Source organism: Microbacterium sp., from assembly GCF_047606385.1.
GTDB lineage: Bacteria > Actinomycetota > Actinomycetes > Actinomycetales > Microbacteriaceae > Microbacterium.
The window spans coordinates 48,246-60,451 of record NZ_JASGEL010000130.1; the positions used below are offsets into that span (position 1 = coordinate 48,246).

13 protein-coding genes are annotated in these 12,206 nt (G+C 71.6%); 2 read left to right on the forward strand and 11 right to left on the reverse strand.

Translation table 11 applies throughout. From position 1 onward, the window contains the following. Window positions 1-43 precede the first annotated feature (43 nt). Window positions 44-697 carry a biotin transporter BioY gene (locus QM626_RS13150; RefSeq protein ID WP_415077405.1) on the forward strand — a complete coding sequence of 218 codons (654 nt, stop codon included), beginning with the start codon at window positions 44-46 and terminating at the stop codon, window positions 695-697. 63 nt (window positions 698-760) lie between these two features. Here the strand turns inward: QM626_RS13150 and QM626_RS13155 are convergent, their stop codons facing one another. From QM626_RS13155 to sufB, 11 genes are read right to left on the reverse strand one after another with little or no spacing between them, the layout of a single operon-like run. Continuing rightward, window positions 761-1,795 carry an iron-siderophore ABC transporter substrate-binding protein gene (locus tag QM626_RS13155; RefSeq protein ID WP_415077406.1) on the reverse strand — a complete coding sequence of 345 codons (1,035 nt, stop codon included), beginning with the start codon at window positions 1,793-1,795 and terminating at the stop codon, window positions 761-763. 28 nt (window positions 1,796-1,823) lie between these two features. Further along, entirely contained in the window at window positions 1,824-2,645 is an 822-nt protein-coding gene (locus tag QM626_RS13160) for an ABC transporter ATP-binding protein (protein ID WP_415077407.1), read from the reverse strand. Beyond that, a complete protein-coding gene (locus QM626_RS13165; RefSeq protein WP_415077408.1) occupies window positions 2,642-3,691 on the reverse strand; it encodes a FecCD family ABC transporter permease in 1,050 nt (349 codons plus the stop codon). Before QM626_RS13165 ends, QM626_RS13160 begins: the two co-directional genes overlap by 4 nt. Then, entirely contained in the window at window positions 3,688-4,701 is a 1,014-nt protein-coding gene (locus tag QM626_RS13170; protein WP_415077409.1) for a FecCD family ABC transporter permease, read from the reverse strand. The genes QM626_RS13165 and QM626_RS13170 overlap by 4 nt, the downstream gene beginning before the upstream one ends. Next, window positions 4,698-5,621, reverse strand: coding sequence for a siderophore-interacting protein (locus QM626_RS13175; protein ID WP_415077410.1), 924 nt, complete (start codon window positions 5,619-5,621; stop codon window positions 4,698-4,700). Before QM626_RS13175 ends, QM626_RS13170 begins: the two co-directional genes overlap by 4 nt. A 45-nt stretch (window positions 5,622-5,666) precedes the next feature. Next, complete coding sequence (locus QM626_RS13180; RefSeq protein ID WP_415077411.1) at window positions 5,667-6,821, reverse strand: MalY/PatB family protein; 1,155 nt, start codon at window positions 6,819-6,821, stop codon at window positions 5,667-5,669. Window positions 6,822-6,837: 16 nt separating this feature from the next. Further along, window positions 6,838-7,167: a metal-sulfur cluster assembly factor gene (locus tag QM626_RS13185; protein WP_415077412.1), complete on the reverse strand. Its 330-nt coding sequence runs from the start codon at window positions 7,165-7,167 to the stop codon at window positions 6,838-6,840. Between the two features lie 9 nt (window positions 7,168-7,176). After that, the gene (gene sufC / locus QM626_RS13190) at window positions 7,177-7,947 is read right to left on the reverse strand and encodes a Fe-S cluster assembly ATPase SufC (RefSeq protein ID WP_415077413.1); all 771 of its coding nucleotides are present in this window, start codon (window positions 7,945-7,947) and stop codon (window positions 7,177-7,179) included. 2 nt (window positions 7,948-7,949) lie between these two features. Beyond that, complete coding sequence (locus QM626_RS13195; RefSeq protein ID WP_415077414.1) at window positions 7,950-8,276, reverse strand: non-heme iron oxygenase ferredoxin subunit; 327 nt, start codon at window positions 8,274-8,276, stop codon at window positions 7,950-7,952. Continuing rightward, window positions 8,273-9,460 carry a Fe-S cluster assembly protein SufD gene (sufD, locus tag QM626_RS13200; RefSeq protein WP_415077415.1) on the reverse strand — a complete coding sequence of 396 codons (1,188 nt, stop codon included), beginning with the start codon at window positions 9,458-9,460 and terminating at the stop codon, window positions 8,273-8,275. The genes QM626_RS13195 and sufD overlap by 4 nt, the downstream gene beginning before the upstream one ends. Window positions 9,461-9,494: 34 nt before the next feature. Further along, window positions 9,495-10,913 carry a Fe-S cluster assembly protein SufB gene (gene sufB / locus QM626_RS13205; protein WP_415077416.1) on the reverse strand — a complete coding sequence of 473 codons (1,419 nt, stop codon included), beginning with the start codon at window positions 10,911-10,913 and terminating at the stop codon, window positions 9,495-9,497. A gap of 254 nt (window positions 10,914-11,167) precedes the next feature. Between sufB and QM626_RS13210 the strand changes: the two genes are divergently transcribed. Next, a complete protein-coding gene (locus tag QM626_RS13210) occupies window positions 11,168-12,142 on the forward strand; it encodes a COX15/CtaA family protein (RefSeq protein ID WP_415077417.1) in 975 nt (324 codons plus the stop codon). The last annotated feature ends 64 nt before the right edge of the window (window positions 12,143-12,206 follow it).

Consider the following 12,206-nt stretch of genomic DNA (forward strand, 5'->3'; position numbering starts at 1 on the left):
ACTCGCGTCAACCGACGCGCCGCCCGTCGCCAAAGGAGACCGCATGTCCCTCGCCGCCGCATCCGGCCCCCGCGTCCTCGCGGACGCCCTCGTCCCCACCCGCTCGCGTGCCGCCGCGCTCGTCGCCGACGCCGCCCTCGTCGTGGCCGGCACCGCGTTGGTCGCCGTCGCCGCCCAGGTCGCCATTCCGTTCTGGCCGGTGCCGCTGACTCTGCAGACCTTCGCGGTGCTGCTGGTCGGCACCGCGCTCGGCCCGGTCCGCGGCGCCTCCTCGCTCGGGCTGTACCTCGTGCTCGGCGTCGTGGGTCTGCCGATCTTCTCCGAGGGCGCCTCCGGCAACCTGTTCGCGATGACCAGCGGCGGCTTCATCGTCGGCTTCGTGTTCGCCGCGGCCCTGACCGGCTGGCTCGCCCGCCGGAGATGGGACCGCAAGGTGGTGGGCACCCTGGTCTCGTTCCTCGCCGGCAGCGTGGTGATGTATGCGTTCGGCCTGCCGTGGCTGTACGTCTCGCTGCAGAGCCTCGGCGCCGCGGTGTGGCACGACTACCTGGGCTACGACAGCCTGCTGGCCGCGACCATCGGCGCAGGCCTGCTCCCGTTCCTCGTCGGTGATGTGCTCAAGGCGATCTTCGCAGCCGTGCTCCTGCCGCTGACCTGGCGCGGCGTCGATGCCGTCGACGCCCGCACGGCCCGCTGACCCGCACCCGGCACGAAGGCCCGGTGGATCGCTCCACCGGGCCTTCGCACATCCGCGGAGGGATCAGCCCTGGGCCTTGGCGGTCGCCTCGGCGAGCGCGTCGACCAGCGTCGGCAGGATGTAGGGGATGGTCAGCGCGGTCGGCGACACCGCGTCGCTGTCGACGTTGCCGACGATGGCGGCGACGGCACCGGTCTGCACCGCCGGGATCACGCTGGTGCGCGTCGAGGTCAGGAACGTGTTCAGCGCATCGTCGTCGGCGGCGTAGACGAAGATGACGTCCGCGTCGATCTGATCGAGGTTCTCCTCGCTGACGGTCGTGTAGAACGTCGACTCGCCGGTGTCGAGCGCCTCGACGGACGGGGCGCTGGTGAATCCGAGGTCCTCGAGGATCTCGACTCGCGCGTCGGCCGGCAGGTACAGGTAGAACGTGTCGATGTCATCCGCGGCGAACGCGATGGTGGTGCCCTCGAACTCGGGGTGCTCGGCCGCGGCGTCCGCGATCTGGCCGTCGAGGTCGTCGAGCAGCGCAGCCGCCTCGTCCTCCAGGCCCAGCGCCTTTCCGGTGTCGGTGATGACATCGCGCCACGGCGTCTCCCACAGGCCCTGGGCCGGAGCGACGACCGCCACGCCCGCGGCGGTGAGCTGGTCGTACTCGTCCTGTGTGATGCCCGAGTAGGAGGCGATCAGCACGTCGGGGTCGGTCGCCAGGATCGCCTCGACGGGCAGGTCGCCGCTCGCGTCGAGCAGCGTGGGCTCGTCGCCGCCGACCTCGTCGATGGCGTCCTGGATCCACGGCGTGATGCCGGTGTCCGGGGCGCCGTAGGTGTCGTCCGGGATCGCGACCGGCATGACGCCGAGGGCGAGCACGGCGTCGGTCGCGCCCCAGCCCCAGGTGGCGACGCGCTCGGGCTTCTCGGTGATGGTCGTCTCGCCGTAGATGTGCTCGAACGTCACCGGGAAGGTGCCCTCGGCGGCGGCGTCCGAGTCCGAGGACGACGAGGAGGCGGTCGAGCTGCCGGCGCAGCCGGTGAGGGCCAGCGCACCGGCCACGGCGAGCGCGGCGACGGCGCGCCACCGGAAGGTGTGTCGGGACATGCTGTGTGTTCCTTTCTTCAGGGGGACGTCACCCTTCGTCCGCGGCGGCGCGGGCGCCGCCGGGGACGGGGATGACGAGGGGGGTCTGGGTGAGCGGGTCGGGCATGACCAGCGCGTCGAGGTCGAACGCCTCGGCCACCACCTCGCGGGTCAGGATGTCGGCGGGCGCGCCCTGCGCGATCACGCGTCCCGCGCACATCACGATGAGATCGTCGGCGTAGCGGGCCGCGAGGTTCAGCTCGTGCAGGACGGCGATGATCGTCGTGCCGGTCGAGCGGTTCAGGTCGCGCATGAGATCGAGCACCTCGATCTGGTGGCTGAGGTCGAGGAACGTCGTGGGCTCGTCCAGCAGCAGGATGCGGGGCTCCTGGGCGAGGGCCATGGCGATCCACACCCGCTGACGCTGGCCGCCGGAGAGGTCGCCGACGGGGCGGTCGGCGAGGGCGGCGACGCCGGTCGTGGCCATCGCCTCGTCCACGCGCGCGCTGTCGGCGGAGCTCCAGCGCGCGAACACCCCGCGGTGCGGGTGCCTGCCGCGCGAGACCAGCTCGGCCACGGTGAGCCCGTCGGGGGCGGTCGGCTGCTGCGGCAGCAGGCCCACCTGCTGCGCGAACCGGCGACGCGAGAGGGAGGCGGCATCCGCCCCGTCGAGCTCGACACGACCCGCGGTCGGGGTCAGCAGGCGGGCGAGGGCGCCGAGCAGGGTGGACTTGCCGCAGGCGTTGGCCCCGATGACGGCGGTGATGCGGCCGGGGGCGAAGGCGAGGTCGAGGCCTTCGATGACCGGGCGGCCGGGGTAGCCGACGGCGAGGCCGTGCACGCTCAGACGCGGCGGCGCGATGACGGTCACAGGTGTCGTCCTTTCGAGGTGGCCAGCAGCCAGAGCAGGAACACGGCGCCGAGGGCGCCGGTGATGACGCCGACCGGGACCGAGTGGCCGGGGATCGCGAACTGCGCCACGAGGTCGGCGCCGGTCAGCAGCACCGCCCCGACCAGCGCGCTCGTGCCGATGCCGACGGCCCCGTGCCCGAGCAACGGCCGGGCGATCGCCGGCGCGCACAACGAGATGAAGGAGATGGGCCCGGTGAACGCGCAGGTGACGGCCACCAGCAGCACGGCCACGATCACCGCGGTCAGACGCACGGTGCCGCTGCGCACCCCGAGGGATGCCGCTGTCGCCTCGCCCATCTGCACGATCGGCAGCCAACGCGCGCACGCCACGATCGCCGGCAGCGCGACCACGCCGACGACGAGCACCGTGAGCACGTTCCACCACGGCGTCGCCGAGAGGCTGCCGGTCAGCCACACCAGCGCGTCCTGCGCGAGCTGCAGCTTGGCGCGCACCATCAGGTAGCCGGTGATCGAGGAGCAGAGGAACGCGATGCCGACGCCCGCCATGATCAGGCGGAAGCCGCCGTCGGCGCGACGGTGCCCCGCCAGCAGCAGGAAGGCCGCGACGGCGAGACCGCCGACGAAGGCGGCGAAAGCCAGCGCGGGACCGGTCACGCCGACGACCAGGAGCATGAACACCGCGGCGACCCCCGCGCCGCCGCTGATCCCCAGCAGGTCGGGGCTGGCCAGCGGGTTGCCCAGCAGCGACTGCAGCAGGGCGCCGGCCACGCCGAGGCAGGCCCCGACGAGCACCGCCATCGCGAGTCGCGGCATCCGCACCTGGAACACGACGTAGTTCTGCAGTCGTTCGCCGCCGCCCCACAGCGTGCGCCACAGGTCGGCGGGCGCGAGCGGATAGTCGCCGACCGACAGCGCCACGACGGCCGCCAGCAGCACGGCGATCAACGCGACTCCGACGACGATGCGCCGCCGTCGGCGTACTCGGGCGCGGACGTGCGCGACCGAGCCGGCCACCGCGTCCGGGGACATCGACAGCGCGCTCACAGCAGCACCCGCCCTCGCCGCAGGACGAGCCAGATCAGCATCGGGGCGCCGACGAACGCCACGACCAGACCCGCCTGGACCTCTCCGGGAGGGGCGATCACGCGGCCGATGACGTCGGCGCACACCAGCAGGGCGGCACCCACCGGGGCGCCCACGAGCATCAGCCATCGGTGCTCGGTGCCGACCAGCGGTCGCAGCACGTGCGGCACGACGAGCCCGACGAACACGATCGGGCCGGCGATCGCCGTGGCGCCGCCGCACAGCAGCACGGCGGCGAGGATGCCGAGCCACCGCGTGCGGGCGACGTCGTGGCCCAGGGCCGTCGCGCTCTCGTCCCCCAGTGCGAGCAGGTCGAGACCGCGTGCGCACACGATCGCGACGACCGCCCCCGCGATCAGCGGCGCGGCGACCACGGCGACCGAGTCCAGGCCGCGGGAGGTGAGACCGCCGACCTCCCAGTAGCGGTAGACGTCGTAGGTGAGGATCGAGGTGACGAGGATGAGCGTGGAGACGGCGGTCAGGCCGGCGGTGACGGCGGCTCCGGTCAGTGCGAGCTTGGCGGGGTTCGCCCCCTCCGGTCCCCGCGCGCCGATCACCGCGACCACGACCGCCGCGATGGCCGCGCCGGCGAACGCGAACCAGACGAACGCGCTCGGGTTGGTCAGCCCGAAGAACGTGATGGCGATGAGCACCGCCACCGAGGCGCCGGCGTTGACGCCGAGCAGTCCCGGATCGGCGAGCGGGTTGCGGGTGAGCCCCTGCATGAGGGTTCCGGCGAGTGCCAGCGCGGCGCCGGCGACGACGCCGATCACGGTGCGGGGCACGCGCTGCGTGACCACGACGAGGTGATCGGTGGATGCCGGGTCGAAGCGCAGCAGCGCGTCGACGACCACGGCCGGCGCGATCTCGCGTGCTCCGACCATGAGGCTGACCACGATCATGACCGCCAGCAGCACGAGGGCCGCCACGAAGGCGATCCGGGTGCGGCGGCGGCGTGAGGCGAGCGTCATTCCATCCGTTCCGACTGGCCGGCGCGCCAGTAGCCCATGAAGGCCACCCGCTTCCGGTCGACGCCGTGGCCCTGCACCAGCAGGCGGCGCAGCGTCTTGACCGTGCTCGACTCGCCCGCGATCCAGGCGTAGAACTCCCCCTCGGCGTCCGTCGGGCTGTCCCACAGCAGCTCGGTGTCGACGTCGATGTCCTCGAGCTCCTGCGGGCGCGGCGCCGCCGCGGCGGCGAGCGTGTCGCCGGCCACGCGGGTCCAGGCCGTGACCGCGTCGATGAGCGCGGCGCCGTAGTCGCGCTCGCCGCGCGCGATCCAGTGCACGCGCGCGTGCGGCGCCTCGATCGCCAGCGCGTCGTCCGCTCCGGGCACCTCGATGAAGGCGTCGACGTCATGCTCGGCGCCGAGCGTCTCGAGAATGGCGCAGATCGCCGGCGCCGCGGTCTCGTCGCCGGCGAGCAGCAGCCGCCGAGCGGTGCCGGGGTGCCAGTCGTAGCCGCCGAGAGCCGGGCCGCCTCGCTCGTCCGCCCCGACGAGGAGCAGCTGCTGGCCCTCCGCCGCACCGGCGGCCCAGGCGCCGGCGGGCCCCTCGTCCCCGTGCACGACGAAGTCGACGTCGATGCGGTGCGAGGCACGGTCGAGAGCGCGCACCGTGTAGGTGCGGAACGGGTTGCGCTCCGCGACGGGAAGGGCGCGCCACCGGTCGTACCAGTCGCTGCCGTCGCCGTGCTGGCCGAGGTCGGCGAAGCCGCCGTCGGCGTGCGGCAGGATCACCTTGATGCGCTGGTCCGGTCCGGCGACGCCGAAGTGCTCGAAGTCCTCACCTCCGAACGTGATCCGCACGAAGTGCGGGCTCAGCCGCCGCACGTGGGTCACGTGGGCGATGTAGGGGTGGTAGGAGGGTCGGGCGGCGCGGGAGGTCGTCACCGTATGAGGGTAGCCTTACCTCGCCGAGTCTTCAAAGCGAGCGGGTCACAGAAGGGCACCGATGCGGCGCACCGCGTCGGTGAGAACCTCGGGCGCGCAGCCGACGTTGATGCGCACGTGGCCGTCGCCGCCCTCCCCGAACTTCGGGCCGCGATGCAGCGCCACCCTGGCCTCGGCGAGGATGCGACGGCCGGGGTCGTCGCCCCAGCCGAGCGCCGACAGGTCGACCCATGCCAGGTAACCGGCGTCGGGGATGCGGAAGCGGGCGGCGGGGAGGTGCTCGGCCAGCAGCTCCGCCAGCAGGAGCTGATTCGCGCCGATCGCCGCGATCAGCGAATCGAGCCAGGCGTCGCTGTCCGCCGAGAACGCCGCGACCCCGGCGAGAGCGCCGAACAGGCCGGTGCGCAGATGCACCTCGTAGGGCAGGCGCCGCACGACGGCGGCGGTGTCCTCGTGCGCCGTGACGATGAGCGCGCACTTGAGCCCGGCGAGGTTGAACGCCTTGCTCGCCGAGGTGACGGCGAAGCCGACGCGCGCCGCGGTCGCGGAGGCTGCGAGGAACGGCGTGTACGTCACGCCCGGACGGGTGAGGGGCGCGTGGATCTCGTCGCTGATCACGGCCGCGCCGAACCCGGCGGCGATGTCGGCGAGCTCGCGCAGCGCCGGCGCGGAGTGGACGGTGCCGGTGGGGTTGTGCGGGTTGCACAGCAGGATCACGCGGGCGCCGCCGGCGAACGCCGCCTCGACGCCCAGCAGGTCCAGCTCGAACCCCGCGTCCGTCTCGATCAGGGGCACCGGCTCGAGAACGCCGCCCGCCTCCGGGACGGCCTCGAAGAACGGCGGGTAGACCGGCGGGGTGACGATGACGCGGTCGCCGGGGCCGACGACGCGGCGCAGCAGCTCGACGACGCCCATGATGACGTCGCCGGTCGTGCGGATGCCGGACGGGTCGAGCTCCCAGCCGAACCGGCGCCGCGCGAACCCGGCGTACGCGTCGCGGATGCCGGGGTCGTACGGCGTGTAGCCGGTGTCGCCGAGCGCGACGGCGTCGGCGAGCACCCGTGTCACAGCGGGTGCGAGGGGGTAGTCGGTCTCCGCCACGAACAGCGGGAGCACGTCCTCCGGATAGGCGCGCCACTTGACGCTGCGCCGGCGGCGCAGCTGCTCGATCGGGAGGGCCTGCAGGGGCTGGATGCTCACCCCTCGAGGCTATCCGTCAGATCGCGAAGCCGAGGGCGCGCATCATGTCGCGACCGTCGTCGGTGATCCGTTCCGGACCCCACGGCGGCATCCACACCCAGTTGATGCGGAAGCGCTCCACCACGCCGTCCAGCGCCTGACCGGTCTGCTCCTCGAGCACGTCGGTCAGCGGGCACCCGGCGCTGGTGAGCGTCATATGGATGACCAGCGCGTCGTTCTCGTCGTCCCAGGCGAGGTCGTAGATCAGGCCCAGATCGACGACGTTGATCCCCAGCTCGGGGTCCATGACGTCTTTGAGCGCCTCGGTGACCTCGTCGAACTTCTCCGGGGTGAGAGTCGCGGTCATACCGGAATCCTACGCGTCCAGCGCGGCGTCGGCCGGGAGGAACCGGTCGTAGCCCTCGTTCTCGAGCTGCTCGGCGAGCTCGGGGCCGCCCTCCTCGACGATCTTGCCCTTGACCATCACGTGCACGAACTCGGGACGGATGTAGCGCAGGATGCGGGTGTAGTGCGTGATCAGCAGCACGCCGAGGTCGGTGGCCGCCTTGGCACGGTTGACGCCCTCGGAGACGATCTTCAGCGCGTCGACGTCGAGGCCGGAGTCGGTCTCGTCGAGCACGGCGATCTTCGGCTTCAGCAGCTCGAGCTGCAGGATCTCGTGCCGCTTCTTCTCCCCGCCGGAGAACCCCTCGTTCACGTTGCGCTGCGCGAACTTGGGGTCCATGCGCAGGTCCTTCATCGCCGCCTTGACCTCTTTGGTCCAGGTGCGGATGGCGGGAGCCTCGCCGTCGAGCGCGGTCTTGGCGGTCCGCAGGAAGTTCGTGACGGTCACGCCGGGGATCTCCACCGGGTACTGCATCGCGAGGAACAGGCCGGCGCGGGCGCGCTCGTCGACGCTCATCGCCAGCACGTCCTCGCCGTCGAGCGTGATCGAGCCGCCGGTGACGGTGTACTTGGGGTGGCCGGCGATCGTGTACGCGAGGGTCGACTTGCCGGAGCCGTTGGGGCCCATGATGGCGTGCGTCTCGCCGGTGCGCACCGTCAGGTCCAGACCGTTGAGGATGGCGGTCGTGCCCTCCTCCGTCTCGACCGTCACGTGCAGGTCGCGGATCTCCAGGACGGACATGTTCAGACTTCCTTCGTGATGGCGGGGTCGATCAGCACGTCGTCGCCGTCGATCGTGACCTCGAAAACAGGGACCGGCTCGTACGCCGGCAGGTTCAGGGGACGGCCGGTGAGGAGCGAGAAGGCGGAGCCGTGGGCCCAGCACTCGATGGTCTCGCCCTCCACGAACCCGTCCGAGAGGGAGATGTCGCCGTGGGTGCACACGTCGCCGATCGCGTGGACGTCGCCGTTGGAGTCGAGCACCACGGCGATGGCGACGCCGTCGACCTCGACCCGGTGGGCCTCGTCCTGCACCAGCTCGCTCAGGGCGCACACGCGGCTCGCGCTCACGCGGCGGCTCCTTCCGCGAGCTCGCGCTCGATGGCCTCGACGAGCTCGTCCTCCAGCGCCGGGATGCCGGTCTTCTGCGCGATCTCGCTGAGGAAGCCGAGCACCACCAGCCGCCGCGCCTCGTCCTCGCGGATGCCCCGGGCCTGCAGGTAGAACAGCTGCTCGTCGTCGAACCGACCGGTGGCGCTGGCGTGGCCGGCGCCGAGGATGTCGCCGGTCTCGATCTCGAGGTTCGGGATGGAGTCGGCGCGCGCCCCCTCGGTGAGCACCAGGTTGCGGTTGGCCTCGTACGAGTCCGTGCCCACGGCGTCCGGGCCGATGAGGACGTCGCCGATCCAGACGGTGCGCGCGGATGCGCCCTGCAGCGCGGCCTTGTACAGCACGTCGCCGACGGTGTGCGGGCCCTCGTGATGCAGGTACACCTGGCTCTCGAGGTGCTGGCCGGCATCCGCGAAGGCCAGGCCGAACAGGCGCCCCTCCGCCCCTGCGCCGGCGAGCTCGACCGACGGGTTGACGCGCACGACGCCGCCGCCGAGGCTGACCACGACGTGGGTGAGCGCGGCGGACCGCTCGACGCGCGCCTGGTGCGAGGCGAGGTGGACGGCGTGCTGCCCCCACCGCTGCACCGAGACGAGCGTGAGCGCGGCGCCCTCGCGGACGATGATCTCGACGTTCTGCCCCAGGTGGGTCTCGCCGTCGTGACGCAGCACGATGGTGGCGCGCGAGTTCGGCTGCGCCTCGATGACCAGGTGCTCGAATGCGGTGCCGGGGCGGCCGTGCACCTCCACGGTGACCGGCTCGGCGAGCTCCACGCCGGCGGGGACCCGCAGCAGGCTCGCGCGACGGTCGCGCTGCCAGACGGCGGCCGCGACGACGTCCTCGGGGACGAACACCTCGCCGCGAGGGGCCTCCCCGGCCGCCAGCTGTCCGACCTCGAGCTGCTCATGGCCGGTGATAAGGGTCACGAGCGCGTCCTCGTCAGGGACGGCGTCGGCCACCAGCAGCGGCGCGATGCGGTCGAGCGGGGTGTGCTTCCAGTTGACCTCGCGACCGGTCGGCGTGCCGAAGTCGGCCGGATCGAACGACGCGGGTCGCTCGGAGCGGGTCTGCACCGGCACGAAGGCGGCGGCAGGGTCGATGTGGCCCTTCTCGGTCTGACCGGGGGCCGTGGTGGTGGAGCTCATCAGCCGGCAGCTCCGATCGTCGTGAGAACGATGATCATCCGACGCTGCCTTCCATGCCCATCTCGATCAGCTTGTTGAGCTCGAGGGCGTATTCCATCGGCAGCTCGCGTGCGATGGGCTCGATGAACCCCCGCACGATCATCGCCATCGCCTCGTCCTCGGCGAGGCCGCGGCTCATGAGGTAGAAGAGCTGCTCCTCGCTGACCTTGGAGACCGTGGCCTCGTGCCCCAGCTGGACGTCATCGACGCGGATGTCGATGGCCGGGTAGGTGTCGGAGCGCGAGATCGTGTCGACCAGCAGCGCGTCGCACCGCACCGTGTTGGCGGCGTGATGGGCGCCCTCGTCGACGCGGACCTCGCCCCGGTAGCCGGCCCGGCCGCCGCCGCGGGCGATCGACTTGGAGACGATCGAGGACTGCGTGTACGGCGCCATGTGGATCATCTTCGCGCCGGCGTCCTGATGCTGTCCGGGACCGGCGAAGGCGACCGACAGCGTCTCGCCCTTGGCGCGCTCGCCCACCAGGTAGATCGACGGGTACTTCATCGTCACCTTGGAGCCGATGTTGCCGTCGACCCACTCCATCGTCGCGCCCTCGTGGGCCACGGCACGCTTGGTCACGAGGTTGTAGACGTTGTTCGACCAGTTCTGGATCGTCGTGTACCGGACACGGGCGTCCTTCTTCACGATGATCTCGACCACGGCCGAGTGCAGCGAGTCGCTCTTGTAGATCGGCGCGGTGCAGCCCTCGATGTAGTGGACGTACGAGCCCTCGTCGGCGATGATCAGCGTCCGCTCGAACTGGCCCATGTTCTCGGTGTTGATGCGGAAGTACGCCTGCAGCGGGATGTCGACGTGCACGCCCTTCGGCACGTACACGAACGACCCGCCCGACCACACCGCCGTGTTCAGCGCCGCGAACTTGTTGTCGCCGGCGGGGATGACGGTGCCGAAGTACTCCTCGAAGAACTCGGGGTGCTCCTTGAGGGCGGTGTCGGTGTCCATGAAGATGACGCCCTGCCGCTCCAGGTCCTCCTGGATCTGGTGGTAGACCACCTCGGACTCGTACTGCGCGGCCACGCCCGCGACCAGGCGCGCACGCTCCGCCTCGGGGATGCCGAGCTTCTCGTACGTGTTGCGGATGTCCTCGGGCAGCTCCTCCCAGGAGCCGGCCTGCTTCTCCGTCGAGCGCACGAAGTACTTGATGTTCTCGAAGTCGATCTCGGAGAGGTCCGCGCCCCAGGTGGGCATGGGCTTGCGGCCGAACAGCTGCAGGCCTTTGAGGCGGGTCTTCAGCATCCATTCCGGCTCGGCCTTCAGCGCCGAGATGTCGCGCACGACGGCTTCGCTGAGGCCGCGCTTCGCGCTGGCCCCGGCGGCATCCGGGTCGTGCCACCCGAACTCATAGACGCCGAGCCCTTCGAGCTCGGGACGATCGATCAGCACATCGGACATGGTGTGTCACTCTCCTCGGGGGTCCCAACGGTGTCATCCGTTCCGGCATTCCGACTCCCCCGTGGGAGTTCGCGAGGGGGAATGCCGCTTCCAGGCCCGGATCGGCGGGCGCGTGCGCCACCTAAACTGTCCGTGACGAGACGGCCATGCGCCGCATCCCGAACCCCTCGATTCTACAGGTATCCCCTCCGGCCGTGGGCCGGGTGGCGACCCACGGCGCACGCCCGGGGCGTGGCGCACCAGGAGGCACCCCCATGTCGACCTCGACGTCCGAGACATCGCGTCCGCGTCCGTGGACCCGGTTCCGCGGCTGGCTGCCGGACCGCGTCGACCGGCGGGTGCGCGTGATCGCGTGGCTGAACCTCGTCGGCAACGTCGTCATCATCGGCACCGGGGGCGCCGTGCGCCTCACCGACTCCGGGCTCGGCTGCGACACCTGGCCGCTGTGCACCGCCGGGTCGCTGGTGCCGACCGCGGCGCTCGTGGACGAGAGCGTGCACTCGCTGATCGAGTTCGGCAACCGGATGATGAGCCCGGTGCTGGGCGTCCTCGCGCTCCTCCTGCTGCTCGCGGTGTGGCGGCTGCGCCGGGCCCGGCGCGACCTGTTCGTGCTCGCGTGGATCGTGATGGCCGGGATCGTCGCGCAGGCGGTCGTGGGCGGGATCACGGTGTGGACCGGGCTGAACCCCTTCATCGTCGGGTTCCACTACGTCGCGTCCTTGACGCTCGTGTGCGTGTGCGCGGCGATCGTGGCGAGACTGGCCACGGCCCCCGGCCCGCGGCGGCGCGCGGTGCCCCGCTGGTACGCGATCACGACGCACGTGACCACCCTGGTGCTGGCGGTGACGATCGTGTTCGGCGTGCTGACGACGGGAGCCGGTCCGCATTCGGGCGACGACTCGGCCGGACGGAACGGGTTCGACGCCACGCTGCTGGAGCATGTGCACTCCTGGCCGGCCTATGCGCTGTTCGCCCTGACGATCGTGCTGGCGGCCGCGGCGTGGCTGCGGCGGCTGCCGACGCGGGGATGGCTCACCGTGCTCCTGGCGGTCGAGCTCGTGCAGATCGCGGTCGGGCTCTACCAGGCCCGCACCGGTCTGCCGGCCATCGCCGTCGGCATCCACATGGTCCTCGCGAGCCTGACCGCCGCGGCCATGACGGTCGTCGTGCTGCGCCTCCGCGCGCCGGCGGCGTCCCCCGCGACGGTGTCATCCTCAGTGAATGCATAGGGTTCGCATTGACAGCGCTGGGTCGTATTCGGCACAGTGACGGATGCTGCGGCAGCCCGTGCCG

Bases quoted from the DNA above. Each gene is read 5' to 3' on its own strand.
- QM626_RS13150 (WP_415077405.1), top strand. From the start codon at position 44: ATGTCCCTCGCCGCCGCATCCGGCCCCCGCGTCCTCGCGGACGCCCTC.
- QM626_RS13155 (WP_415077406.1), bottom strand. From the start codon at position 1,795: ATGTCCCGACACACCTTCCGGTGGCGCGCCGTCGCCGCGCTCGCCGTG.
- QM626_RS13170 (WP_415077409.1), bottom strand. From the start codon at position 4,701: ATGACGCTCGCCTCACGCCGCCGCCGCACCCGGATCGCCTTCGTGGCG.
- QM626_RS13185 (WP_415077412.1), bottom strand. From the start codon at position 7,167: ATGACCGCGACTCTCACCCCGGAGAAGTTCGACGAGGTCACCGAGGCG.
- sufC (WP_415077413.1), bottom strand. From the start codon at position 7,947: ATGTCCGTCCTGGAGATCCGCGACCTGCACGTGACGGTCGAGACGGAG.
- sufD (WP_415077415.1), bottom strand. From the start codon at position 9,460: ATGAGCTCCACCACCACGGCCCCCGGTCAGACCGAGAAGGGCCACATC.
- sufB (WP_415077416.1), bottom strand. From the start codon at position 10,913: ATGTCCGATGTGCTGATCGATCGTCCCGAGCTCGAAGGGCTCGGCGTC.
- QM626_RS13210 (WP_415077417.1), top strand. From the start codon at position 11,168: ATGTCGACCTCGACGTCCGAGACATCGCGTCCGCGTCCGTGGACCCGG.